At 64.1% G+C, this 25,044-nt stretch carries 18 protein-coding genes and 2 pseudogenes; 15 read left to right on the top strand and 5 right to left on the bottom strand.

Annotation, left to right across the window (positions count from 1 at the left end; all coding sequences use genetic code 11):
* Window positions 1-42 precede the first annotated feature (42 nt).
* A complete protein-coding gene (locus tag AC5Y43_RS11970; protein WP_499972574.1) occupies window positions 43-732 on the bottom strand; it encodes a TetR/AcrR family transcriptional regulator in 690 nt (229 codons plus the stop codon).
* A gap of 336 nt (window positions 733-1,068) precedes the next feature.
* Between AC5Y43_RS11970 and AC5Y43_RS11965 the strand changes: the two genes are divergently transcribed.
* From AC5Y43_RS11965 to AC5Y43_RS11930, 8 genes and pseudogenes are all read left to right on the top strand, one after another.
* Window positions 1,069-2,289 carry a cytochrome P450 gene (locus tag AC5Y43_RS11965; protein ID WP_499972573.1) on the top strand — a complete coding sequence of 407 codons (1,221 nt, stop codon included), beginning with the start codon at window positions 1,069-1,071 and terminating at the stop codon, window positions 2,287-2,289.
* Window positions 2,290-2,444: 155 nt separating this feature from the next.
* Window positions 2,445-3,539 carry an amidohydrolase family protein gene (locus AC5Y43_RS11960; protein ID WP_499972572.1) on the top strand — a complete coding sequence of 365 codons (1,095 nt, stop codon included), beginning with the start codon at window positions 2,445-2,447 and terminating at the stop codon, window positions 3,537-3,539.
* A 23-nt stretch (window positions 3,540-3,562) separates the two neighbouring features.
* Window positions 3,563-5,086: an aldehyde dehydrogenase family protein gene (locus AC5Y43_RS11955; RefSeq protein WP_499972570.1), complete on the top strand. Its 1,524-nt coding sequence runs from the start codon at window positions 3,563-3,565 to the stop codon at window positions 5,084-5,086.
* Between the two features lie 27 nt (window positions 5,087-5,113).
* The gene (locus AC5Y43_RS11950; protein ID WP_499972566.1) at window positions 5,114-6,286 is read left to right on the top strand and encodes a CaiB/BaiF CoA transferase family protein; all 1,173 of its coding nucleotides are present in this window, start codon (window positions 5,114-5,116) and stop codon (window positions 6,284-6,286) included.
* A gap of 666 nt (window positions 6,287-6,952) precedes the next feature.
* A pseudogene (locus AC5Y43_RS11945) lies at window positions 6,953-7,051 on the top strand (helix-turn-helix domain-containing protein); the annotation flags it as partial.
* Window positions 7,052-7,564: 513 nt separating this feature from the next.
* Window positions 7,565-8,425 (top strand): annotated as a pseudogene (locus tag AC5Y43_RS11940) (metallophosphoesterase family protein); the annotation flags it as partial.
* 686 nt (window positions 8,426-9,111) lie between these two features.
* Window positions 9,112-10,365 (top strand): cytochrome P450, encoded by a 1,254-nt coding sequence (locus AC5Y43_RS11935; RefSeq protein WP_499972562.1) that lies wholly within the window; start codon window positions 9,112-9,114, stop codon window positions 10,363-10,365.
* Window positions 10,358-11,050, top strand: coding sequence for a TetR/AcrR family transcriptional regulator (locus tag AC5Y43_RS11930; RefSeq protein WP_499972559.1), 693 nt, complete (start codon window positions 10,358-10,360; stop codon window positions 11,048-11,050). Before AC5Y43_RS11935 ends, AC5Y43_RS11930 begins: the two co-directional genes overlap by 8 nt.
* Window positions 11,051-11,282: 232 nt before the next feature.
* Here the strand turns inward: AC5Y43_RS11930 and AC5Y43_RS11925 are convergent, their stop codons facing one another.
* Window positions 11,283-12,341: an AraC family transcriptional regulator gene (locus tag AC5Y43_RS11925; RefSeq protein WP_499972863.1), complete on the bottom strand. Its 1,059-nt coding sequence runs from the start codon at window positions 12,339-12,341 to the stop codon at window positions 11,283-11,285.
* A 59-nt stretch (window positions 12,342-12,400) separates the two neighbouring features.
* On the opposite strand from AC5Y43_RS11925, the gene AC5Y43_RS11920 reads away from it, so the two are divergent.
* Complete coding sequence (locus tag AC5Y43_RS11920; RefSeq protein WP_499972555.1) at window positions 12,401-14,239, top strand: N-acyl-D-amino-acid deacylase family protein; 1,839 nt, start codon at window positions 12,401-12,403, stop codon at window positions 14,237-14,239.
* 95 nt (window positions 14,240-14,334) lie between these two features.
* A complete protein-coding gene (locus tag AC5Y43_RS11915) occupies window positions 14,335-16,872 on the top strand; it encodes an excinuclease ABC subunit UvrA (protein WP_499972553.1) in 2,538 nt (845 codons plus the stop codon).
* Here the strand turns inward: AC5Y43_RS11915 and AC5Y43_RS11910 are convergent.
* The 3 genes from AC5Y43_RS11910 to AC5Y43_RS11900 all read right to left on the bottom strand — a co-directional run bounded on the left by AC5Y43_RS11910 (window position 16,869) and on the right by AC5Y43_RS11900 (window position 19,674).
* The gene (locus AC5Y43_RS11910) at window positions 16,869-17,870 is read right to left on the bottom strand and encodes a glycoside hydrolase family 6 protein (RefSeq protein ID WP_499972551.1); all 1,002 of its coding nucleotides are present in this window, start codon (window positions 17,868-17,870) and stop codon (window positions 16,869-16,871) included. The genes AC5Y43_RS11915 and AC5Y43_RS11910 overlap by 4 nt on opposite strands.
* Window positions 17,871-17,977: 107 nt before the next feature.
* Window positions 17,978-18,901: an NADP-dependent oxidoreductase gene (locus AC5Y43_RS11905; RefSeq protein WP_499972549.1), complete on the bottom strand. Its 924-nt coding sequence runs from the start codon at window positions 18,899-18,901 to the stop codon at window positions 17,978-17,980.
* 68 nt (window positions 18,902-18,969) lie between these two features.
* Window positions 18,970-19,674 carry a nitroreductase family protein gene (locus AC5Y43_RS11900; RefSeq protein WP_499972862.1) on the bottom strand — a complete coding sequence of 235 codons (705 nt, stop codon included), beginning with the start codon at window positions 19,672-19,674 and terminating at the stop codon, window positions 18,970-18,972.
* A 223-nt stretch (window positions 19,675-19,897) separates the two neighbouring features.
* Between AC5Y43_RS11900 and AC5Y43_RS11895 the strand changes: the two genes are divergently transcribed.
* The 5 genes from AC5Y43_RS11895 to AC5Y43_RS11875 all read left to right on the top strand — a co-directional run bounded on the left by AC5Y43_RS11895 (window position 19,898) and on the right by AC5Y43_RS11875 (window position 25,025).
* Window positions 19,898-20,800, top strand: coding sequence for a TPM domain-containing protein (locus tag AC5Y43_RS11895; RefSeq protein WP_499972547.1), 903 nt, complete (start codon window positions 19,898-19,900; stop codon window positions 20,798-20,800).
* 209 nt (window positions 20,801-21,009) lie between these two features.
* Window positions 21,010-21,696: a TylF/MycF/NovP-related O-methyltransferase gene (locus AC5Y43_RS11890; protein WP_499972545.1), complete on the top strand. Its 687-nt coding sequence runs from the start codon at window positions 21,010-21,012 to the stop codon at window positions 21,694-21,696.
* Window positions 21,697-21,789: 93 nt separating this feature from the next.
* Window positions 21,790-21,969 (top strand): hypothetical protein, encoded by a 180-nt coding sequence (locus tag AC5Y43_RS11885; RefSeq protein ID WP_499972544.1) that lies wholly within the window; start codon window positions 21,790-21,792, stop codon window positions 21,967-21,969.
* Window positions 21,970-22,245: 276 nt separating this feature from the next.
* Window positions 22,246-24,711: a SpoIIE family protein phosphatase gene (locus AC5Y43_RS11880; protein ID WP_499972860.1), complete on the top strand. Its 2,466-nt coding sequence runs from the start codon at window positions 22,246-22,248 to the stop codon at window positions 24,709-24,711.
* Complete coding sequence (locus AC5Y43_RS11875; protein ID WP_499972542.1) at window positions 24,711-25,025, top strand: STAS domain-containing protein; 315 nt, start codon at window positions 24,711-24,713, stop codon at window positions 25,023-25,025. The genes AC5Y43_RS11880 and AC5Y43_RS11875 overlap by 1 nt, the downstream gene beginning before the upstream one ends.
* Window positions 25,026-25,044: the final 19 nt, after the last annotated feature.

The following is a 25,044-nucleotide window of genomic DNA, read 5'->3' as shown; positions in this document are numbered from 1 at the left end:
GTGACTCGATAACCTTGGTCGCGCGCGGGGTTCGTCGGAGCTTTAGTCGGCAGCACGCACCTTAGGGGCACGTTGGACCCGCCCGCCTCGCTTGTTGGGCGGATTCGCCGTTGACGTGCTCACGCCTTTGGCGAGGATCTGGGAACCCAGTTCGATCTGCGCGCGGATATCTGACTCGCCGGTCCCAAACCAGCGCGGTCCGAGGCTCGTTGTGAAAATGATGAAATTAGCCAGCAGTTCGGCGAACAGCTCGGCGTCGACGTCGGCCTTGATCTGCCCCGCGGCTTGGTAGTGGCGAACGCCTTCGGCAATAACGGCCGTGCGGCGTGCGTGATTGGGTTGCAGCACGCGCAGCGAGAAGTCCGGATCCGATAACGCCCTACCGGAAATGTCCCAGCCGGGAACACCGCTGTCCCTGTCATCGATCCTTAGTCTCGCGAAGAAAAGCCGCTTGATGTAGTCCTCGAAGCGCGCGGGCAGGTCCGCCACGACTTGCTCTTCGGCCTCACTGACCAGGTCCGCGATTTGCCGAGAAACGACTTGCTCGAAGATGCCTCGCTTGTCCCCGAAGTAGTGGAACAGCATTGCCTCCGAGCAGTTGGCGCGACGAGCGATCTCTTTTGTCGCCGCGGCCGCGTATCCCGCTTCGGCAAAGACCTCGGCAGCCGCTTCAAGGAGCGCTCGTTGTTTGCCGTCCTTGTCACGAACTCGCCGCCGCGCGCCTGTGGTCATCGCACATACTTTAGCGAGCACCCGTCAGCTGGGGGGAAGCCTGCACGCGCGCCGCCCGTTCGCGCGCACTGCGCGGGCGCGTCGATCCTAAGTGCTGTCAGGTAGTTATCGAGTGCGACTTGACCTCCATATAGCCGACGATTTACTGTGCTGCCAAAGCTAATTTCGGCGTGTGCAAGAAATCCGAGGGCCGGCGCAGATGGCACGTGGACGGTGGCACGATTGCGGCGTACCTGCAATGTGGACGGCCCCTAGTTGGGGGCTGCCTGTCCAGGCTGACCGCTGGCGTTCTCCCGGGGTCGGTATGCCCGCGTCCGGGGGCGGAAGGGGCTACCCATGGTGAGCAAATCACCGGAGGAGCATGCCCGGAATTTCGATCTTCGTCACGAAGATTTCGGCGACCAAGAATTCCTCTACGAGGTCTACGCGGTGATGCGGGAGAACGGACCGTTCAGCCACCAGGATGTCCCTTTCCTGGGACAGACTCCGGGTGGCGCGTGGGTCGCCACCCGCTACGACGACTGTTATGAGATCTTGCGTGATTGGCGCAGCTTCTCCAGCAAGCCCGTCGGGGGCAACCCGACGTCGTTTGGCGACATCGTGATCAACTTGGATCCACCACGGCAGCAGCAGCTTCGCAAAGTTCTCAACCCATATTTTTCCCCGGGCCGGATGAAGGACCTGGAGCCCCAGGTGCGCGCGATTACCGATGGGTTGATCGACAACTTCATCGAATCGGGCCGCGGAGATCTCGCCGACGTCGCATGGCAGCAACCGGGGATCGTGTTCTTCCGGCATTTGCTCGGCATGCCCGTTGAGGACGTGCCGCTCTACATCGAGGCCGCTGACCTCGGGATCAATGGCGAGAGCGAAGAGGTCCGAATCGGTGCGATGACGAATCTCTACCATCGCGTGCGCGACGAGATCGACAAACGGCGTGGTGAACCGCCGCGTGACGACCTGATCGATGTTTTACTCGCCGCCGAGATCGACGGCGAGAAGTTGAGCTTCGACGACGCTGTCGCGAATGCGCTTCTGCTGGTGCAAGCGGGGCTTGAGACAACCTCTAGCGCAATGTCGTTCGCCTTCTTCTATTTGGGCACCCATGCTCCGGAGCGCGACCGACTGGTACACGATGCCGAGTTGATGCCCACGGCCATAGAGGAATTCATCCGGTTCGCCGGTTCGGTCCACGGACTGCATCGCTCAGTCGCGGACGAGGTTGAACTAAGCGGCCAGAAGTTCTGTCCCGGAGAGACGGTCGTCGTGAACTATGCGGCCGCCAACCGCGACGCGCGCGAGTTCGACGAGCCGAACAAGTGCATTCTCGATCGACAGACCAACCGCCACCTCGGGTTCGGAGCTGGCGTCCATCGCTGTCTGGGCTCCAATCTCGCCCGACTCGAGTTTCGGGTGGGCGTCGAACAGACCCTGAATCGGATACCTGACTACGCCATCCCCCCTGGGGCAAAAGTTGACTTTCACGGGAACTCGGTCACCCGGGGCTACCGCGCCCTGCCCGTCGTCTTCACGCCAGGTGCCCGCGTCGGCCAGTGAGTGGGTGGCGGGCGACCGCCAATAGCGAAATCAGGGAGGAACCCGTGGACAAGCAAGATCTGCAATGGATGATCTCCGTCGATGACCACATCATCGAGCCCCCGAACGTGTGGGTCGAGCGCGCGTCGGCCGCCGACCGCGATCGAGTGCCACACGTGGAGCGCATCGACGGCGTCGATACGTGGATCTACGACCAGGCGCGCGCGTCGGTGATGGGCATCTTGGTCGCGGCCCACCAAAGGCCGGCCGAGTATTCCCCGCTGCCAGTGAATTACGACGAGATGCCCCGTGCCTACTTCGACCCGGTGGCCCGCATCCCCGACATGGACGAGGATCACGTGATCGCGGGACTGAACTTTCCGTTCTTCCCCCGGTTCTGTGGTCAGATGTTCGCCCATCTCGGTGACCGCGACCTAGGTCTCAAGTGCGTGCGTGCGTACAACGACTTCGTCATCGATGAGTGGTGCGCGGCGGCACCCGGTCGCTACATCCCGATGGTCATCGTCCCGTTGTGGGATACCCGACTGGCCGTCGAGGAGACGCTGCGGTGCGCCGGCAAGGGCGCCAAAGCCATCGCCTTCTCGGAAAACTTGCACCCGCTGGGTTTTCCGTCCATCCACTCGGGAGCATGGGACGATTTCTTCGCGGTGGTAAACGAGACGAAGATGCCGCTGTGCACCCACATCGGATCTTCCTCGGTTAGCCCGACCACATCACCTGACGCACCTTTCGGCGTTCAGGCCGTCAACATCAACCTCAATTTGGCGAACTCAACCACCGACTGGCTGTTCTCGGGCAAGCTGCAGAAATACCCCGACCTGAAGATCGTGCTGGCCGAGGGCGGCATCGGCTGGATCCCGTACCTCATCGAGCGTGCTGAACACGTCGCCGCGGACTACCACTACCTGCGCGCCAACAACTGGGCGGTTGACCCCGCCACGATGCGCTTGACCCCGGTGCCCACCGATCCTGAAATTTTCCCCGAGTCCCCGCGCCAGCTCTTCCGCGACCACATGTACGGGTGCTTCATCGAGGACGACTTCGGGGCTGCGAACCTCGACTTCATCGGCGTCGACAATGTGATGATCGAAACGGATTATCCGCACACTGACAGCCTGTGGCCCAACTCCCTTCAGGCCGCTCATAAGGCACTCGACGGCCGGTCCGACCTCGACAAGTACAAAGTGCTGCAGGGTAATGCTCGCCGGGTCTTCGACTTTGAGCCCGCCGCGTATCCGGCCCTGGCGTAGTCTGCGGCTGACGGATTCGTTTGATGCGTGAGTACCAGAGCTTCATCGACGGTAAGTGGTTGAGCGACAACGCCGTCGGCACCATCGATGTTATCGATCCGTCCAATGAAGAGTTGATCGGCCGAGTCGTCGACGGTGGCCCAAAGCAGGCGGCAATGGCGATCGAGGCTGCCCGGCGAGCTTTCGACGAAGGTCCGTGGCCGTGGCTGTCCGTCCGGGAGCGGGCGAAGATCATCAAGCGATTCGCTGAGATCCTCGATGAGCGCAAAGCGGAGCTTAGGGAGCTAGTCGTCGCCGAGATCGGCTCGACCGGCTTCATCACGGACCTGATTCAGGTTGGCGGTGCCATCGAGGCGGCCCACTACTACGGCGAGTTCGTCGAACACGATGTGACGTGGGTGGAGACACCGGGCGGGCCTATAGTTTCGCCGACTGGCCTGGGCGGCGTGACGGTGGTTCGTGAACCGGTCGGGGTGGTCGGCGTCATCACTCCATTCAACTTTCCTTTCTCGATCAACATTCAGAAGTGCTTGGCCGCGTTGGCCGTCGGCTGCACTGTGGTACTGAAGCCCCACCCCTGGACTCCGATGAACGCCCTGGAGCTGGCCAGGGTCGGCGAGGAAGCGGGCCTCCCGCCGGGAGTGTTCAACGTGGTCGTGGGCGGTGCCGACGTGGGAGAGGAGTTATGTACGCACCGAGGCGTCGACATGATCGGGTTCACCGGTTCGACGGCGACCGGGCGGCGCATCCGCGAGCTTTCGGCGGCAACGATGAAACGCGTACAGCTGGAACTCGGCGGCAAGAGCGCGCATATTGTTCTCGACGATGTCAACGAAAGTGACGTTGCGGGAATAGGATTCGGGCAGGTGCTGATGCATGCCGGACAAGCATGCACCGTCACGTCGAGACTTCTGTTGCCCGTGCACCTGCTCGAAGCGTATGTCGAGGGCGTCAGAGCCATGGCTCCAATGATCACCGTCGGGGATCCGCGTGATCCCGCCACTGTCGTCGGTCCACTGATCAGGGATCAGCAGCGTCAGAGAGTTGAATCCTTCGTTCAGTCGGGCCTGCAGGAAGGCGCGCGGCTGGTCGTCGGCGGCAAACGTCCCGAACACCTTCAACGCGGCTTCTACTACGAACCGACGGCATTCGTCGACTGCCGCGGCGACATGCGCTTATGCCAGGAAGAGGTGTTCGGTCCTGTGCTGGCGGTGATCACATATCGCTCCGAAGACGAAGCCATCCGCATCGCGAACGACTCCATCTACGGTCTGGCGGGTCTGGTGATGACCCGCAGTGCCGCAAGGGGATTCAACGTCGCCCGACAGATCCGCACCGGCACCATCATGGTGCAGACTGTCGCACCCGGTGTCGATCTGGGAGCCAATCCAGGGGGAGGGCAGGGCCCCGGCTGGTCTCTACCGGCGCGCGGCATGTTCAACGGCGGGGGCCCATTCGGCGGCTTCAAGCAAAGTGGACTGGGCCGAGAGCAGGGGCGCTGGGGCTTCGAGGAATACACGGAGCTGAAGTCGATCACCATGATGTAGCCGCACCGCATTCTGAAAGGTCGCGTGTTGGAATTTCTCAAAGACGTCCGTGTCCTCGAAGTGTCACTGTTCTCGGCGGATGCGCTGGGCGGGCACCTGGCTGACCTCGGCGCAGAGGTGATCAAGGTGGAGCCGCCTGGTGGCGGCGGTTTCCGCGGTGCGGCGGTGTCCGGCGGCGAGCTGCAGGACTCGCACTGGAATCGCGGCAAAAAGAGTGTGGTGATAAACCTGAAAACGCCTGCGGGTCAAGAGGCGTTTCGCCGCCTGGCCGCGACATCGGCGGTGGTGATCGACGGACTACGCTACGGAACCGCGCGCCGGCTCGGCTTCAGCTACGACGACATCGTCGCAGTCAACCCGACAGTGGTGTACTGCGTGCTCAACGGCATGGGCAGCTATGGGCCCTACAACCGATTAGCCACACACGGGCTTTCCTTCGATTGTTTCGCCGGCCTGAGCCCGCCGATCATCGATGCCGACGGAACGCCACGCCTTTCGGGGGCGGCGACTGGGACGACGGGTGTTCTGGCGGGACCGCTGTACGCAGCGATGGGCGTACTCGCCGCGCTGCACGCCGCCGGGCGCGACGGCACGCCGCAGTACGTCGAAGTAGCGCAGGTCGATGCTGCGATCAATTGGAACTTCCAACACCTCACAGCGCTGGCGAACGGTCAACCCACCTACGGCGAGGGAATCCGCGCTTCGCTTCGTTACCAGTACTACGAAACGAACGACGGCAACTACGTGGTGTTCAACGCCCTGGAGGACAAGTTCTGGCTGAGATTCTGCGAGTCACTCGAGAGGATGGATCTCTATGAACCGGGGCGCCGGAGGCCGGGGGAGGATGTCGAGGCAGAGGCCCGGCTGCGCGAGGAGTTGACGGCAATTTTTGCGAGCCGCACGCGCAGGGAATGGACCGACTTCTTCATTGCGACTGACATCGCAGGAGCACCAGCATTTTTGGGAGCAGACCTCTTCGACGACGACCACGCGAAGGCTCGCCGACTCGTCTACGAGCAGGCTCAGCCGGACGGGACGTCGCAGCGATTGATTGGGACGTGCATCAAGACCAAACCCGACGAACGATTTGCACCGCCAGCAGCGCCGCGCGTTGGGCAGCATACGGAAGAGTTACTCGGCGCCCTGGCGGGCTACGACGCGGCCGGAATGGAGCGCCTTCGTTCGTCGGGCGCAATCTGAACACCGGCGCATGTCCCACCCAAAGTCGGCTATGGGGGGTTCGGCGTCTAATCGGCGGATCCTAGCCAACAGCCCCGCGCGCATCTCGCCCCGGCGCTACCCCGGCGACCGGGGCCGATTTGTAGCCCTACCGAGGGCGTACCGGCACCGGGCCGGCAACGGCGAGATTGGTTATCTAGCAGGGGACACGGGTTGTCTTAGCTAACCGTTTTCCCTGGTCGCATGGACGCTGGCCAGGGACTCATGATCCGTTGGTCGCGGGTTCGAGGCCCGCCCGCCCCACTCGTTTCTGTGTATTGCCTCGGCTGATGTTTGACATGTTGTCTTCGGGTGATGCCTGATCCCAGAGGTTGATACGAACCGTCGATTTTCAGCCCGTTGTCCTGTGCCGGCGCTTGCTTACCAACGATCTGATCTGGTGTTAGCCAGGCCGGTGCTCCAAGACTCGGGATGAACGAACTTGTGGTGATTGCACCGTTGTTGTTTTCCTCACCGGCTCGGAACTTCGAAATTTCGTCCGCCTCTTGTTCATTGACGAATGCGATAAGCTGACTGTTTGCGGCTACGCCATACGACATCTGATCCGCTCACGATGTAGTGAGAGTGGTTGGCGGGGAAAGTTTTTCCGAGATACGGTGGCGGAATCATGCCGTCAGAATCTTCACAATGGTTCAGCGGATGCACGCTAGCGGTGAACCGGCCGGCACGATCGCGGGAACGCTTGTAGTAAGCCGGGCGACTGTGTACCGCGTGCTGGCCGAGTGAACGCGTGGCCGGATCAGGGCCATCCAGTTTCCTATTCCGCACGCGGAAGCTGAGGATTAGGATCCAATCGGCGATTGGCGGGCACACTAATCGCCGGATGTTTCCGGATGGCCGTCGATCTGTGTCGCAGGCCAAAAACGCACGCCGCCAACGTCATAGTTAGGTGCGGATAGCAAGAAGGGACGCGATCAATGGGTTGGGGCACATCACAGGAGTGGGCGCGTGTTTGCTGACGTCGTGAATTATGACTACTTGCTCGTGACGGCCGAACGCACGCGCCTTAACTTGCAAAAAGTGATCGAGGGGCGGGGGCTACGACAGCTACGTGACGACCGAGAGCTGGCCTATGCCGGCGCAGTAGACATAGAGGACGAACCGCCGGCCTATGCCGCCGTAGACATAGAGGGCGGACCGTTGGCCGAGTTCTCCGCTGAACAAATACAGGAGGTTATCGACGAACTCGATCGCGCTTGTGACGAACTCTCGAGCGAACGCGACCGAGAGTCGGATGGGATGTGCATCCCGAGCATCCCGATCCTCGCGATATTGCAAAGTGAACTAACCACTGCCTTCGAGCAACTACCCTGGGCCTTTGCAAGACTGGACGAGGACAACGTCGATGGGCGGATCGCCCAAACGCCGGATCAGATACGCATAACGCATCTTTGGGGCCCGTACGAGGTCACAGACCCGCCGATATTCGGCGACCCGCGTTGGCTATGGATGGAGGTGGTTAAGCTCTGGTACCAGTTGAAGGACGACAAAGTCGATTTCGGCGGGCTGCCGGCACAGCCAGTGACGATTGCCAACAAAGCTCGCATCGTCCTCGTCGGTGATTGGGGTTCTGGCCACAAGCGCGCAAAGAAAGTGGCGCGCGAAATCCGAAAAATTTTGAAAAAGGGTCTCGACGAGGGCAAAGAGCAATATGTCATTCATCTTGGCGATGTGTATTTCACCGGCTCCAAGAAAGAGTACGAAAAGAACTTCTTGCGATACTGGCCGGTGAAACACGGCGAGGACATCGGCTCGTTCATCATCTGCGGCAACCATGACATGTACCGCGGTGGCCATGCTTATTACGGGACAGCGTTAGCCGACTCCCGGTTTGCACAGCAGGACCGCAAGAGCGTGTTCGCGCTACGCAACGACAATTGGCAACTCCTCGGGCTCGACACAGCGTACGGGAACAAACGGTTATCGAACGGTCAGGTCCAATGGATTGAGGGCCAACTCAATGCGGCTCCCAACCATCGCACGACGATGCTTTCGCATCACCCGCTATGGAGCGCTTACAGGCCCACGGGCCAAGGGCTGTGCAAACAAATCGGCCACATTCTCGCCACCGGGGACGTTGATGCTTGGTTCTGGGGCCATGAACACCGATGCCTGGTGTACAAGCCCCGAGACGGTGTGCAATTCACGTCATGCGTGGGCCATGGCGGTATCCCGTCATACTTGATCGCCGCCTCGGGTGACCCCTATCTGAAGTACGAGTATCGCAAGCGTCATATTTCGAGGGCGAGCCCGGTCAACCGGTGGAGCAGCGCCGTGCGCCGGATTCTCCGTTGCGCGTTGCGGCTGGCCGGACATGGCGTCGAACCTTGGAACACTTTCGGTTTCGCCGTGATCGACCTCGACGGACGCGATATGCACGTCCGGTACATCGACGAGTCCGGGACCATGCATCATGATGAGCACTTGTAAACGCCCAGGTGGAGCACTTCAGTTTTTTTTGCCGGCGCGCAGGCGAGCGTGCTCGGCGCCAGCCAACTCGCGCTGATCAGCGGTGTGCCGTTCAACGTCGCGAGGTAACAGTGCTCTAACCCAGACGGCTGCCCACTGCGGCTAACCGGACGGCTCAGCACATGGCCGCCCCTCCGGCCCCCCTGATGTGGCGACGCGACGTCGAGCTGCAACGTGTATGACCGCAGCAGTGGATGAGTTGACTGACCTTGCAATATATGGTCCTGCCTTGACGAAGTCTGAGGCTTGGTCATACATTGATGGCATATATGTCCGTACGATCGCCCGTCTGGTCGCTAATGGAAGTCGAGACACCGATGAACGTGAACCGCACCGCTCCCAACGTCTTCGACGCTGGCCTCCCCACGTTCAATTACAGCCTCACCGCCACTCCGCACGACATTCTCGAGGATGTCCGAAAGGCGCAATCGTGCGCGCCCATTGCCATCGGACCCCTCGGTCCGGAAATCCTGTCCTACGATTTGGCTCGGGAAATATTGCGCGACAATAGATTCCGCCTCCCGCCCGGTATCACTCTGGCGGCGCAAGGCATCACCTCGGGCCCGTTGTACGACAAGATGGCGAATAGCCTCCTGGGGTTGGAGGGCGCCCCACATGTTCGGTTACGCAAACTGGTTTCCAAGGCGTTCACTCCGCGCGCGACATCACGTCTGCAAGACACGATCCACGAAGTGGTGAACGGGCTGATCGATCGGGTGGCGGACACCGGACGGTGCGACGTCGTGACCGACATCGCGCGTCCCTATCCGACCCCGATCATGTGCGCGCTGCTCGGCGCGCCTCGCGAGGATTGGCAGCTGTTCGCGGACTGGACTGAGGAGATCTTCAAAGCCCTCAACTTCCAGCCGGATGCCACCTTCGATGAGTCTGCAATCATGCGCGCATGGGGCGAACTCGACGCCTACGTCGACGACATGGTCGCCGCCCGCCGAAACAGTCTCACTGATGATCTGCTCTCCGAACTCATCCGCGCTGAAAGCGACGGTGACCGGCTCAACCTCGACGAACTCCGCATGCTGGTGGCCGGCTTCTTGATGGCCGGAACGGATACGACTCGGAACCAACTAGCCGCGTCGGTGCAGGTGCTCTGCGAGCATCCAGATCAATGGGCGAAGCTGCGCGACCATCCAGAACTTGCCATGCAGGCGGTCGAGGAGAGCATGCGCCACTCGCCTGCGGCCTCTATCGTGCCGCGAGCCGCCGTCGAGGATGTCGAGTTCGGTGGCTACATGTTTCCGGCAGGGACCTTCGTACTCGCGAACACCTTTGCAGCCAACCGCGATCCGGCGATCTATGACGATGCTGACCGCTTCGACATCGCTCGCAAGGACGTACCCGCAATCCTGACCTTCGGCGGTGGCGCGCACTACTGTCTCGGGGCGAACCTCGCACGCCGCGAACTGGCGGAAGCACTCACAGTCCTCACCCGCCGCCTCCCCGCCACCCGTCGCGTCGGTCCGGCACCGTGGAAATCCCTGCTGGGAATGACCGGTCCGACGACTCTGCCGATCGAATTCACCAGCGCAAGGCTTGTGACGGCGGATGCGTAGTCGTGGCTGGGCGGGTTCGACACCCTCATCGGACGAGGAGGCGATTTCACGAATTCTGACTGCGGTAGACGAAGAGGTCGCCGAGCACGGATCGGCGATACGCCTTGCCGACATCGCCCGCAGGCTCGGTGTCACCCGCCAGACGGTGTACCGCTACTTTCCGAACGCTGACGCGCTGCTCATCGCCAGCTCAATGCGTGCAGTCGACGGCTTTATTGACCAAGTCGCAGAACACGTTCGCGGACTGAACGACCCCGTCACCGCAATCGTCGAAAGCCTGTCGTTTGGAATCGAGAATCTCGCTGGTGATCCACAGCTGGAGAATTTGCTGACTCGGCGGATTGAGGGCGAGGCCGTCACCTCGCTGACGTCCGACACGGCGATCGCATTCTGTTTGTCGGTCTTCCGCCGCCTCGAAGTCGACTGGAAGCTTCACGGCTTCGATACCACCGCGCTTCATGAACTTGCCGAAATGACCCTGCGCACAGTGCAGTCCCTCCTGACCGACCCCGGCCAGCAGCCGCGCGACGGAATCGAACTACGCCGCTTTATCGCGCGATGGCTGGGTCCAGCGATCCTCTATCCACGGATGACGTCGCTGTCGATCCCCGAACGACACGCATCATCGGACTGGCACATCGAAGCAGAAACGCGCAGATCGCTGTCGCAACGTGTTCATGATTAGTTCGGGGCCCCGCAGCCGTAAAGTCCGCCGCTGAATGCCCCCCGGTGATCGCCGTCGACAAGCACGAGCCCACCCTTAGGGCAGAAATGATGGTCTGGTGGGAACTTGCTTCGTCTGCGACAAGAACGGCGCGGCCAGCTGACAGCGTCCGCACCGGCGATTAGCAGAGGCGTACCGCGACCGGGTGGCAATACCCGAAAGCGCTGTCTTGCAAGCGATTCGCCGCGATCAGCTAAGGTCGAGCCCGTCCCGCGTCCGAGGAATTCCGCCCCGGTGGGGTGTGGCTCGATGCGACAGAGCGGACCGCGTTGCGGTAATTGCTGGGACCGCAACCGAACCAGCGCCGACACGACCGGCTGAGCACGCTCTGCTCGGCGTAGCCGAGTTCGCGGGTCAGGTGCGACAGGCTGATGTCGGTGTCGCGCAGGTAGTGTTCGGCGGTTTCGCGGCGCACGCTGTCGATGAGTTCGCCGAAAGTGGTGTTCTCCGCTGCCAGCCGGCGATGCAGCGCCCGGGGATGCAGATCAAATTGGGCGGCGATCAACTCGAGGCTTGCGGTACCGGTGGGCAGGAGTTGGCGGACCATGGTGCGCACCGACTGGGTCATGCCGGGTTGCTGTGTGGTGATCCCCCTCAGGTACTGCACGACCGCTTGATGGGCGAGCGCGTCCGGGTTTAGTGAGCGCGCGAGATCGGTTGTGCGAAAGGTGAAGCCTGCCGCCGGCTGCGCGAAAACCGGCCGGCAGCCGAAGTAGGTGAGGTAGTCGGCGGTCGCGGTGAGCGGCTCGTGCGGGAGGTGCACCGACAACGGTGCGTACTGCGCGCCGAGCAGGAACCGCATGATCCGCAGTGATACTCCGAGGGACAGTTCGAGGGTCTGTGGATGCGGGGGTGGGCGCTCGATCAGAACCTCGAATACGTAGAACGACTGTCCGGCGGTGGCAGTCGGGGCGATGCGCCCGGAGATGGCCGGGCTGTAGGCCGCCAGGAAGGTTTGGAGAATCGCGAAGGCGTCGCCGACGGTGGCCGCGGTGCGCGCGGCCACCCCGACCGGACCAAGGATTTCGATGCCCTGCCGCAGCGCCAGCCGCCGCCCGAAATCGGGACATGCCGTCGCCGTCGCCGCAGTCTCGACGGCCACGATGAGACTGCGGTAGGGCAGAAAGACTTCGTGGTCACCGACATCTTGGGGCCGGATGCCGGCGGCGCGCAGCAGCTCGGACGGATCGCCGCCTAGTTCGCCGACCAGGTGCGGATAACCCGACAGCGAGGTTCCGCGCACCACCGACATGTCAACAACTGTCAAATAATCGTCCGCAACTGTCAAGACTTCGCGACCGTCGCGGCCGCATGCTGGGAGCCAACGAGCCGCCCAAGGAGAGGAACATCCTCGTGAGCTTCGACACCGTAATCCGGGACGGCCGATGGTTCGACGGCACCGGCGCACCTTCGGCAATCCGCCACATCGGCATCCGCGACGGTCACGTCGCGGCCATCAGCGCGCAGCCGCTCGACGAAGCCGGCTGTCCGCAGGTGATCGACGCCCAGGGCAAGTGGGTGCTGCCCGGGCTGGTCGACATTCACACCCACTACGACGTCGAGGTGCTGACCGCTCCGTCGTTGTCGGAGTCACTGCGCCACGGCGTGACGACGGTGATGGTCGGTTCGTGCTCGCTTTCGACCATTCACGTCGACGGCCAAGACGCAGGTGACCTGTTCGCCCGAGTGGAGGCGATTCCGCGCGAGCACGTGATCAGCACGGTCAACCACCACAAGACGTGGAGCGGCTGCGAGGAGTACATCGCCGCGCTGGAGGCGCGCCCGCTGGGGCCCAATGTGGCTGCCTTCATCGGGCATTCGGACATGCGCGCAGCGACCATGGGCTTGGACCGCGCCACCCGCAAGCAAATCCGACCCACCAAGGCCGAGCAGTCACGAATGGAGGAAATGCTGGCCGAGGCGCTGAGGGCCGGGTTCGTCGGGATGTCTTCGCAGCAATTGCTTTTCGACAAGCTCGACGGCGAGGCCTGCCGCTCGCGCACGCTGCCCTCGACGTATGCCAAACCGCGCGAGCTTCGCCGGCTGAAGTCGCTGCTGCGGCGCAGCGGGCGGATCCTGCAGGCGGGTCCCGACATTCAGAACCCGATCAACATCGTCTCTCAGGCGATGCAGTCGTTGGGCATCGGCCGCAGGCAGCTCAAGACCACTCTGCTTTCGGCCGCCGACATCAAGGCCAACCCGTTTGTGATCGCGACGCTGGGCCCGGCGGCCCGCCTGATCAACAAGCTGGGCGGCAACTTCCGCTGGCAACACCTGCCGGTGCCATTCGAGGTGTACGCCGACGGCATCGATCTGGTGATCTTCGAAGAGTTCGGCTCCGGCGCGGCCGCGATGCATCTGAAAGAACAGGTGGCGCAGCGCAACGATCTCTTGCGCGACGAGAACTACCGTCGGCAGTTCCGCAAGGACTACGACAGCAAATACGGGCTTCGGGTGTGGCACCGCGACTTCTTCGACGCCGAAATCGTCGGCTGCCCCGATGCGTCCGTCATCGGAAAATCCTTCGGGCAGGTCGGCATTGACCGCGGCGGGCTGCACCCCGTTGATGCCTTCCTGGACCTGGTTCTCGAGCACGGCACCGCGCTGCGGTGGCGCACCACGATCTCCAACCACCGTCCCGAGGTGCTCAAGAAGATGGCCCGCGAGCCGGGCGTTCAGATGGGGTTCTCCGACGCGGGCGCACACCTGCGCAACATGGCGTTCTACAACTTCGGTCTGAGGTTGCTGCGCCACGTCCACGACGCCCAGCAGGCCGGCGCACCGTTTATGACCATCGAGCAGGCGGTGCATCGCCTCACCGGTGAATTGGCCGACTGGTATCGAATCGACGCCGGTCATCTGCGGATGGGCGATCGTGCCGACGTGGTGATCGTCGACCCGGCGCAGCTCGACGATTCGCTGGACGGCTACGCCGAGGAAAAGGTTGAGCAGTACGGCGGAATGTCGCGGATGGTCAACCGCAATGACGACACTGTCAGCGCCGTGCTCGTCGCGGGGCGCGCGGTGTTCCTCAACGGACAGCCCACCGACGTGGTCGGCACGCAGCGAACCGGCAGCTTCCTGCGCGCCGCCACCTCCACTCCCGCGACCACGCGGACCGTGACCGAGCCGGTTTCCGCCGTCGTCTAGCTCGGCCTGCCGGAGACATCGGCGGCGCTGGCAGGGCCCCGCCCCGCACCACGTGTGCTTTGTGCGGCCGCAGCAGGGGTACTCGGCTGAGCAACATGACGAAAATGTCCCACCGGAGCACCGACGACATCGACCCTTGTGTGCGCGTTTACGGAGCGCGGGTCCACAATCTGCGGGGTGTCGACGTCGTGGCGCCGCGTGACGCGCTGGTCGCCTTCACCGGGATCTCGGGATCCGGCAAATCGTCGTTGGCCTTCGGGACCATCTACGCCGAGGCCCAGCGCCGCTACTTCGAATCGGTCGCGCCGTACGCCCGTCGCCTGCTGTTGCCCACCGGCGCGCCCAAGGTCGATGACATCACCGGGCTACCACCCGCCGTCGCGCTGCAGCAGCGCCGGGGTTCGGCGACGTCGCGATCGACCGTGGGCACCGTCACCACCTTGTCGAACCTGCTGAGGATGCTGTTCTCCCGCGCCGGCACCTACCCGCGCGGGGCCACGGAACGACTGGACTCCGATGCGTTCTCGCCGAACACCGCGGTGGGGGCGTGCCCGGAATGCCACGGGTTGGGACGAATCCATCGGGTGACCGAAGAGACGCTGGTACCAGACCCCTCGCTGACCATCCGCGAAGGCGCCGTCGCCGCATGGCCGGGCGCGTGGCAGGGCCAGAACCTCCGCGACATCCTCGTCACGCTCGGGTACGACATCGACAAGCCGTGGCGGAAACTGCCTAAGCGGCAACGCAATTGGATCCTGTTCACCGACGACCAGCCGACAGTCGAAATCGATCCCAGCCAGCACCCCGTGCAGGCCGACTATTACTACAACGGCACGTTCTCCAGCGCCGAACGCCACGTCCGCCACACGCTGGCCAACTCCCACAGCGCGATGATGCGTCGCCGTGTACTGCAATTCGTCGACAGCGTCGAGTGCCCGATATGCGACGGTTCCGGGCTGCGGCCGGAGGCGCTGCAAGTGACATTCGCCGGACGCACCATCGCCGACTACACGGCGATGCCGCTGGCCGACCTCGCTGACACGTTGCGCCCGACGGCTTCTCGGACCGATGCCGCCGCCGCCTACGAGTCCACGCAATCCGGTGAGCTGACCGAAGTGGCGACCATGATCGCCGCCGACCTCGTCGCGCGCCTGCAGGTGCTCGTCGATCTCGGCCTCGGCTATCTCACCCTTAGTCGCCGCACACCGACGGTGTCACCCGGTGAACTGCAGCGGTTGCGCCTCGCCACTCAACTGCGCGCCGGCTTGTTCGGCGTGCTCTATGTGCTCGACGAGCCGTCGGCCGGACTGCACCCCGCCGACGCCGAACCGCTACTCGAGGTGCTCGATCGCCTGCGGCGCGCAGGCAATTCGTTATTCGTGGTCGAACACGACATGGATGTTGTACGCCGTGCCGACTGGATCGTCGACGTTGGGCCCGGGGCGGGGGAGATTGGCGGGGACGTGCTCTACAGCGGGCCGGTGGCGGGCCTGGCCGACATCGAGATGTCGATCACTCGCAGGTACCTATTCGAGAAGACCAGGCCGCCGTCTCGTCAACCCCGCACACAGTCCGGGTGGCTGCGACTGCGCGGAATCTGCTTCCACAATTTGAGAGACCTCGACGTCGAGCTGCCACTGGGTGTGTACACCGCGGTCACCGGGGTGTCCGGTTCAGGCAAGTCGACGCTCGTCGTCAAAGTCCTCGGCGATGTCGTGCACAGCCACCTCGGCATGGGACGAACAGCCGAGCCGACCGAGTCGGACGACGACGAAACCGACGGCGGCATCGTCGATCTCGATCACGACGCGAGTGTCGGGGTGACTGCAGAGGGGGCCGAGGAGATCAACCGGCTGGTATCAGTCGACCAGCGCCCCATCGGACGCACGCCGCGCTCGACGCTGGCGACCTACACCGGCTTGTTCGACGCCGTGCGCCGCGAGTTCGCCGCGACCCCAAAGGCACGTCGCCGCGGGTGGACGGCGGGCAGGTTTTCCTTCAACGTGGCCGAAGGTCGCTGCCCCACCTGCCAGGGGGAGGGGTTCGTATCGGTCGAATTGTTGTTCCTGCCAGGCACATACGCGACCTGTCCGGCGTGTCAAGGAGCGCGTTACTCCGACGAGACACTCGAGGTGCGCTATCGGGACCGTACGATCGCCGACGTGCTTGCGATGACCGTCGATGAGGCCGCGGCGTTTTTTGCCGACGTCGCCGCCGCGGCGCGGAGCCTGACCACACTGCAAGAGGTCGGACTGGGGTATCTGCGTCTCGGACAGCCCGCGACCGAGCTGTCGGGTGGCGAGGCGCAGCGGATCAAGCTCGCCGCCGAACTGCAAAGACCCCGGCGAGGGCATACCCTCTACGTCCTCGACGAGCCGACGACCGGGCTTCATCCCGCCGACGTGGATCTGCTCGATGGTCAACTGCACCGCCTGGTCGACGCGGGAAACACGGTCGTGGTGGCCGAACACGACATGCGGATGGTCGCGGGCGCGGACTGGGTGATCGACCTGGGGCCGGGAGCCGGCAGCGACGGCGGCCGGGTCGTTGCGGCGGGCCCGCCGAAGAAGGTGGCACGCGCGAAACACAGTCGGACGGCGCCGTATCTGGCGAAGCGGTTTCGCGAACCCTAGCCCGCTTTGCGGGCCAGATCGATGGCGTACTGATTGACGAAGGTGCCCGCCGGCGGATCCCCTTTGCCGCACGTCCCGTCGGATTCACCGGGACGCTTGATCCACAAGTAGGCGTCGGCATGCGCGCCCGCGGTGGCCGCGGTAGGCGGAGCGCCCAGCGCCCGGCCGCTGGGGTTGCACCAGTTGAGCTCGGAGTCGGGCGCGGGCCCGGCACCGTTGCGCGAGGTGTCGATCACATAGTGCGAGCCGTTCGTGAGCCCCGAAATCGCTTCGCCGTAACCGATTTCGTCCTCGGTGGTGAAGAAGTTCGCCGTGTTGAGGCTGAAGCCCCGCGCGTGACCGACACCGGCTTGGTTGAGCCGGGCGGCCATGTCGTCGGCGCTGTGCCAGCGCAAGTGACCGGCGTCGACGTAGACGGCCGCGTTCGGGTCCCGGGTCAGCGTGTCGACGGCGTAGCGAACCAAGTCGTAGCGCTCCTGGCGCTGGTCGCCCGACAGGCAGTCGGCCATGGCGAGCGCGTCGGGTTCGACGACGATCGCCACCCGCGAGGTGCCGACGCCGGCGGCGATGCCGTCGATCCAGCCCCGGTAGTCGGCGCCGGATCCCATCCCGCCCGCGGCGAAACTGCCGCAGTCGCGGTGGGGAATCCCATAGATCGCCAGCACCGGGATGGCACCGGCGGCATTCGCGTCGCCGACGTACTTCCCGACCGTTCCGGCCGAACCGCCGGGGACAATCCAGTACGCCTGCGGCGTATTGGCGATTGCCGTCAGCTCGGGACTCGGCGGATCGGCGTGCTGCGCGGCGCGCATAGCCGCCGACGACGGATTGACGTAGAACGGAGCGCCGGCCAACGGGTTGGCATCGCTGGCCAGGCGCACTGCGGGAGCGCGACCGGCCTGCACCGGGTCAGCCAGAAGACCCGTGCCGGCAACGGCCGCAACCGTGAGGAAGGGGGCGATCCACCGCGCGACTGCACCAGTAGCTGAGAACATCACCGGAGGAAACTAGCATTGAGTGCCATCCGCCGGGCCTGACGGTGTTTCGGTTGATCCTCGACACCCAGATGAGGTAGGCGACGGCGCGTTCACCGATCCCCACCTGGCTAATCCGCGTCGGTGACGACGATGATGGTCTTGCCGCGGCTGCGAGACGCGGGATCGAATGGCGAGGGCGCTTCGTCCAATGAACATACCGCTCCGACGATCGGGCGCAGCCGGCCGTCACCAACTCTGCGCTCCAGGGCGACGAGAGTGGCCCGGTCGGGTTCGACGACAAAGAAGACTGTGCGTGCGTGCTCCGGCTGAACCTGCGGTGGTTCAGCGATCGTGATCAACGCACCGCCGGCACGCACTAATTGCGCTGAACGCTCGAGGATTTCACCGCCGAGTACGTCGAACACCACGTCGACCTGGCCGGCATCCTCCAGCCGATCCTGCTGCAGATCCAGGAACGCGTCGGCCCCGAGACCCAGCACCGTGCCCTTGTGGTCGGTACGGCCGCTGCCGATCACGCGCGCTCCGGCCTCGCGGGCGAGTTGCACCGCGATGGAACCAACGGCGCCGGCGGCGCCATGAACCAGTACGGTCTGGCCGGTGACAAGATGCGCGTGAGCGAACAATCCCTGCCACGCGGCCAGTCCGGAAATCGGCAACGCGGCAGCCACTGTGTGGTCAATGTGTGCCGATAACGGCGCAAGATTGCGGGCCTCCACCGCGACGTATTCGGCGAGCGTGCCGTTTCGGGCCCAGTCGGTGATCCCAAAGACCCGCTGGCCCACGGTCAACCCCGTTGTCCCGTAGCCCAACTCGGCGACGACTCCAGAGACTTCGTGTCCCGGAATGGTGGGAGATCGGTCCCGCCCCGCACGGTCGGTCCAGGTCGCCGGCCAGTCGAGCTCGCCCGGAGTAAAGCCCGCGGCATGGACCCGGACGATGACGTCGTTTTCCGCGGCATGGGGGTAGGGCACTTCGGCCAGAGAAAGCCCACGAGGACCGGCGCCACGGTCAACTGCGATGATCGCTTGCACAGCGGTGCTCACCCCCGAGGGCGGCGGTCGCTCAGATCGCGCACAGCCAATCCCCTTCCGACGAAAGTTCAGCCTACCGCGGCCAGACCGCCCGTCATGGCGCCCTGAGGCGGCCACAGCGGCTGCGGCACTTCGACACCGAACGGCGCATCCCAGCGATTGCGGGACGAAACCTCCTGCACGGGACGCCGATTGGCTGCGACACCCCATTTGCCCCGTGGGTAGCCGAGGGTCAGCATGGCCGACATCGTCCAGCCTTCCTCAACGGGTACGCCCAGTAACTCGTTGACCCGGTCCTCGAAATTTCGGAGCACCATCGTCATGACGCCGCCGACGCCCTCGGCACGGGCGGCGAGCAACACACTCCAGATCGCCGGGTAGATGTTGGCACCGCCGAGGTCGTCGATCGCGAAGACGAAGAGCAGCAGGGGGACTTCCTCGAAGTGGTCGGCCAGGTAGTTCCCTGAGCCCTTCACTCGCCGCATCGTCTCGGCGTGGGCGGACGGGTCCGCACCGGGCGCCGTCGCTACCATCGGTCCCGTCCCCGTCCTGAACTTCTCGTATTCGAGGGCGCGCGCCTGCCGGAACAGCTCGGCGAACTGGCGGATGAGTTCCCGATCGTCAACGGCCACAAAGTGCCAGCGCTGGGTGTTTGCGCCGTTTGGCGCGCGAACGGCCGCATCGAGGATCCGGGCCTGGGTTTCCAGCGGAATGGGATCGGGCCGCAACCGCCGCATCATCCTGGTGGTGTACAGCGCTTCATAGATATCCATTTGTCTGCTCCCTTCCGTCACTCGGGCCGAGTGCTGCTGAAAATGCTGTCGACCAGGCGATGCCCGGCACACCTTGTCGTGATCAATCTCCTCGGATGGACAACTTCGATTGAGTTTGCGCCGGTGCGACGCAACCCACCGCGGGCTATCGAGCCGTTCTTCCCACAAAATGCGACACCAGTTGGACCCGCCCGCGTCGTGAATGGACGGCTAAATTACCCGTATGCGCATGCTTCGCCTGTTCGGTGCCGCCGTCTCGATCCTCACAGCGGGGTTGCTGTTGACGGCCCCGGCCGGCGCGCAACCGCCGTCCAAGCTCACCAACCACGTCACCGACAACACCGGGGTGCTGACGGATTCCGATCGGGCGGCGGTCAGCTCGGCGATCGACTGGCTCGCCCGCGACCGGCACATTCAACTGTGGGTGGTCTACGTCGACAACTTCAACCGGTTCAAGCCCGACAACTGGGCCGACCAAACCCGCAGCGCGAGCAAAATGGGCGGCCGCGACGTGCTGCTGGCCGTGGCCACGAACACCAAGCTGTACACGTTCAACGTGCCGCCGACGGTGCAGGGTCTCACCGAAGCGGAGTTGAACGACCTGCGCGGCAACCACATTGAACCCGCGGTGAACGCCAAAGACTGGAGCGGTGCCGCGGTCGCCGCGGCCGACGGACTGGACAAACAGGCGAGCTCGTCAGAGTCGATCTGGCCGCTGGTCGTCTTCGGCGTCATCGTCGCCGTCGTCGCCGTGGCCGTGGTGATCTTCGTGGTCTACCGCCTGCGCCGGCGCCGGCGCACCGGATCCGACAATCAGGTGAGCATCGACGGGCGCGATACGTCGTCGGGGCAGGCGTTGTCCACCGCCTACGCCCGAGTGCGCCAGATCTCCGGCTACGTCGCCCGGCATCGCGACGGCATCGGATCGGACGCGCTGGCCCGCTTCGAAGAGGCGAAACGGTATGTGGCGGCCGCAGAAGGCACGCAAGCAACAAACGAGGCCGACGCAATTGCCTACGCCAACCGCGCCTCGACGCTGGCCGCTCAGGCACAAACGCTGGCCAACGAGGACGTCCTCGGCGCCCACCGCCCGCACCGGCGGCGCGGCACCTCGTCTTCGCGATGACCGCTGACGCGGCCGGCACCTTGACGATTCCGGTGTGAATTACTCGCTGAGCCCTTACGCTGCCGATGAATCATGCTGCGTCATCCGGCAAGGAGGTTGAGCCCGTGGAATTGCTCGCCTTCGCCGTGCTGGGTTGACACGAAAAGAGACCGTCGATGACATCAGACTCTGCACATACCACGGGATTCGACTGGGAACAGTTGGTCAAGATGCCCACCGTCAGCGAAGAGTGGCACAAAGGGCACCAGGTTCTGAACTTCTACCCGATGGACAAGGACTATCGGGATTCGCCCGCGGCGCGAGCGACGGTGACGAATCACTTCGGCAATGCCGAGGCTCTCAACACAGATGCCGCGGTGCTCAAATTCGGCTCTGACCGCGTCGCCTTGCGCGGCGCGTTTTTAGAAATGGGCGTGTGCACCGGTAAGACCATCAACTTCATAGCCGCTCTGAATCCAGAGCAAAAGATCTGGGGATTCGATTCCTTTGACGGGCTTCCCGAACAGTGGGCCCGCACCGATATCGCTGTCCCACAAGGCACGTTTCGGGTCAACGCCGAGGGGTGGATGCCGCCGGTCCTGCACAACGTGACCCTGGTGAAGGGCCTGTTCCAGGCGACGCTTCCGCAGTTCAAGAAGAACGTTCTGAAATCGGCTCCCATCGCCTTCTTGCATGTCGATTGCGACATCTATTCGTCTGCAAAGGAGATCTTCGACCAGTTGGCGGATAATATCGTCTCGGGAACCGTGATCGTCTTCGATGAATTCTATAACTACCCGGGTGCTGAGGAGCATGAATTCAAGGCATTTCAAGAATTCCTGGACCGGACCGGGAAGAAACCTGTCTACCTTGCATTTAATCAGTATTTTGAACAAGCGGTTGTCCAGATATTGTGAGAGAACTGGCCCGACGCGGGCAGCGTTAGGCGTTCAGGAAGGCGCCCGCGTCAGTGCATGCGCGAAAAGCACCGCGCACCGTGACGATGAACCGTGTGCCGGGGACGCGGCTGGTCAACCGATCATGACGCGTCGATCGGCCTCGAGCGAGCCGGGGGCGCCAGCGAGGAGTCGGCGTTTGCGATCGGGGTGGAATGGGCGCTGCTGGAAGGCTTTTCGCGCGGGAATGCCCCGCCGGCAGTCGTCGTCGACCACGCTTTTGCCGAAATCTGACGACTCGGGGGAGGGGCACGCCGCTGGATCTCACCGGATAAGTCGACGGAGACCGGTTGGTCAGCAAGTGTTGATGCGCCGTTTCAGATATGTCCTGGCGGGTAAGGGCAACGAACGATTACCTTCGCCCGACCCGGCTTCGACGAAGAGGAACATGGGCACTCGATCGACCTATAAGTTTATAGCTATGCACAGCAACGGGGAGGACGCTGCGGACAGGACCGGTGCGCGTCGGTGAGCCGGGACAACGAACAGCTGGCCGCGGCGCACGGCCAGATGGAACAACTGGTGCGGGTCATCGTCGAGATCGGTTCGGACCTCAACCTGGATGTGACGTTGCATCGAGTCGTCAAGGCGGCGATGGAGCTCACCGGCGCCCCTTACGGAACCCTGGGCATCCGCGCGGCCGACGGCAGCCTGGTCTCGTTCATCCGCGCGGGCATCGGCGCCGAGACCGCGCGACGACTCGGCGATCTGCCGCTGGGCGACGGTCTTCGCATCGACGATCTGAGCACTGAGCCGCAGGCCGGCGACCTGCACACCCACGATCCGGCGATGCGCACACTGCTCGGGATCCCCATCACAGTCCGCGGCGCCGAATTCGGCAGCCTCTACCTGATCGACGACCGGCCCGGTCGAACGTTCTCCGACTCCCAGGAAGCGGCGGTGCGGGCGATGGCGACCGCGGCCGCCGCCGCCATCGACAACGCGCGGCTCTTCGAGCGCGAACGCGAATCGGCGAAATGGACCAAGGCCAGCCGCGAGATCACCACCGCGCTGTTGTCCGGCGATCCCCAGACGGGGCCGTTGCAGCTCATCGTGAACAGGGCGCTGGAGTTGGCGGATGCCGAGCAGGCGATCTTGCTGGTGCCGGGGGAGCCCGATTCGCCGGCCGACGAAGCCGACACCCTCGTCGTGGCCGTGACCGCCGGCCGGTACTCCAAGGAGGTGATCGGTCGGCAGGTTCCGATGGACGGCTCGACCACCGGCGGGGTTGCCCGTCGCGGCATGCCGTTGATTACCGATTCCTTTCAATACCCGATCGAGGGATTCACCGATGCCGGCGAGCGCTCGGCGGTCGTCATGCCGCTGATCGCCGACGATGTGGCGCTCGGTGTGATCGCGGTGGCCCGCGACCCGAAGCGACCCCCGTTCGGTCACGATTACCTCGATCTCGTCAGCGACTTCGCCCGCCACGCCGCCATCGCCTTGGCGCTGGCGGCCGGTCGCGAACACGCGCTCAACCAGGAACTCGCCGAGACTGACACCGTCGAAGAAGCGGTGAACGTCGCAGCCGAGGAGCTGCATCGGCTATGGCGGGCGCGCCGCGTGCTGGCGGTCACCTTCCCGGTCCAGCGCGGCGCTTCCGAAATCGCCTTTGGCGCACCGCAAGTGGTGTCGGTGGGCGAGCCCGTGCAGTGGACCGATCTGCCGTCGGAGACACAACAGATGCTTGGCTCACTGCGCGACGGCGACCTCCTCACCCCCAATGCAACCCAAACCGGGAGCGCGGGCATCGCGCTGCAGCATCCCCAGGGCGTGCTCGTGGTCTGGATCGATCTGGCCGAGCAGCGGGCGTTCACCCTCGAGGACCAGACCTTGCTGACCGTGCTGGCCGGCCGCCTCGGCCAGGGCCTGCAGCGGGTGCATCAGGTGGACCAGCAGCGCGAAACCGCGCTGGCGCTGCAGCACGCGATCCTTGGCCCCGCCCAGCTGCCGAGCGGGTTCGCGGTGCGCTATCAGGCCGCCACGCGGCCGCTGCAGGTGGGCGGTGACTGGTACGACATCGTCGACCTGGAGGACGGGCGCATCGCCTTGATCGTCGGTGACTGCGTCGGGCATGGCCTGGCCGCCGCCACCGTGATGGGGCAGGTGCGCAGCGCCTGGCGCGCCCTGCTGTTCGACTACCCGAACCCCGCCGCCGTCCTTTCCCGGCTGGACCGCTTCGCCGCGCGGCTGCCCGGCGCGCAATGCACCACCGCCGTCTGCGCCGTGCTGAACCCCGACACCGGCGACCTGGTGTACTCCAGCGCCGGTCATCCGCCGCCCATCCTGGTGCACGCGGACGGCACTACCGAGATGCTCGACGGGGGCCACACCATTGCGCTGGGAGTGCGCCCCGACTGGTCGCGCCCCGAAGCCCAGGTGACCATCCCCGCGCGCTCGACGCTGCTGCTCTACACCGACGGCCTCGTCGAACGTCGTCGTATTGCGTTGAGCGACGGCATCTCCCGCGTTGCCGGCGTCGCGCAGGACGGCCGCGCTGCCGCACTGGATGATCTGGCCAATGAGATCATGTCCCGCCTCGTACCGGACGGCGGCTATCAGGACGACGTGGTCCTGTTGCTCTACCGCCATCCCGCCCCGTTGGAGTTGACTTTCCCCGCCGACGTCAACCAGCTCGCCCCGACCCGGGCCGCCTTGCGCAGCTGGTTGACCCGTGCCCGGCTGCATCCAGATCAGACGATGGACGTGCTCATCGCCGCCGGCGAGGCCGTCGCCAATGCCATCGAGCACGGCCACCGCCATAGACCCGGGGGCACGGTCACCCTGGGCGCGACCGTACTGGTCGACCAGGTGCAGTTGACCATCACTGACAGCGGCTCGTGGAAGCCTCCCCAACCGCCCACCTACCCGGGGCGTGGCCGTGGCATCACGCTCATGCGAGAGCTGATGCACGACGTCAACATTCAGCCCGACGCTACTGGAACCACCGTTCACCTGTCCGCGAGGATCACCTGATGTCCACGTTGCTTACGCTCGACACCGCTCATGGCAATGACGGGAAACTGAAACTGATCGCCGCGGGGGAAATCGATCTCAGCAACATCGACGCGTTCAACCAAGCCCTCATCGCTGCTACCGAATCCGCCGGCAGCGGCCGACGGCTCACCGTCGACCTCAGCGCCGTCGAGTATCTGGACAGCGCCGCGATCAACTCGTTGTTCACCCACGCCGACAACATTCATGTCGTCGCGCATCCGCTCCTGATGCCGATTCTGAGGATCAGCGGCCTCACCGAACTGGTCACCACTGAATCGGCTGCCGAGGGCTGACCAACCCCGCACGCGCGGA

This window comes from Mycobacterium sp. NGS57 (genome assembly GCF_059812405.1).
The sequence above is the reverse complement of the archived record's forward strand: the minus strand, read 5'-3'. Positions and strand labels throughout refer to the sequence as shown.

Coding starts and splice junctions, on each gene's coding strand:
- AC5Y43_RS11930 (WP_499972559.1), top strand. CDS start 10,358: ATGCGTAGTCGTGGCTGGGCGGGTTCGACACCCTCATCGGACGAGGAG.
- AC5Y43_RS11925 (WP_499972863.1), bottom strand. CDS start 12,341: ATGTCGGTGGTGCGCGGAACCTCGCTGTCGGGTTATCCGCACCTGGTC.
- AC5Y43_RS11875 (WP_499972542.1), top strand. CDS start 24,711: ATGTCCACGTTGCTTACGCTCGACACCGCTCATGGCAATGACGGGAAA.
- AC5Y43_RS11880 (WP_499972860.1), top strand. CDS start 22,246: ATGGAACAACTGGTGCGGGTCATCGTCGAGATCGGTTCGGACCTCAAC.
- AC5Y43_RS11920 (WP_499972555.1), top strand. CDS start 12,401: ATGCTGGGAGCCAACGAGCCGCCCAAGGAGAGGAACATCCTCGTGAGC.
- AC5Y43_RS11890 (WP_499972545.1), top strand. CDS start 21,010: ATGCCCACCGTCAGCGAAGAGTGGCACAAAGGGCACCAGGTTCTGAAC.
- AC5Y43_RS11895 (WP_499972547.1), top strand. CDS start 19,898: ATGCGCATGCTTCGCCTGTTCGGTGCCGCCGTCTCGATCCTCACAGCG.
- AC5Y43_RS11965 (WP_499972573.1), top strand. CDS start 1,069: ATGGTGAGCAAATCACCGGAGGAGCATGCCCGGAATTTCGATCTTCGT.
- AC5Y43_RS11935 (WP_499972562.1), top strand. CDS start 9,112: ATGAACGTGAACCGCACCGCTCCCAACGTCTTCGACGCTGGCCTCCCC.
- AC5Y43_RS11970 (WP_499972574.1), bottom strand. CDS start 732: ATGACCACAGGCGCGCGGCGGCGAGTTCGTGACAAGGACGGCAAACAA.
- AC5Y43_RS11955 (WP_499972570.1), top strand. CDS start 3,563: ATGCGTGAGTACCAGAGCTTCATCGACGGTAAGTGGTTGAGCGACAAC.
- AC5Y43_RS11900 (WP_499972862.1), bottom strand. CDS start 19,674: ATGGATATCTATGAAGCGCTGTACACCACCAGGATGATGCGGCGGTTG.
- AC5Y43_RS11915 (WP_499972553.1), top strand. CDS start 14,335: ATGACGAAAATGTCCCACCGGAGCACCGACGACATCGACCCTTGTGTG.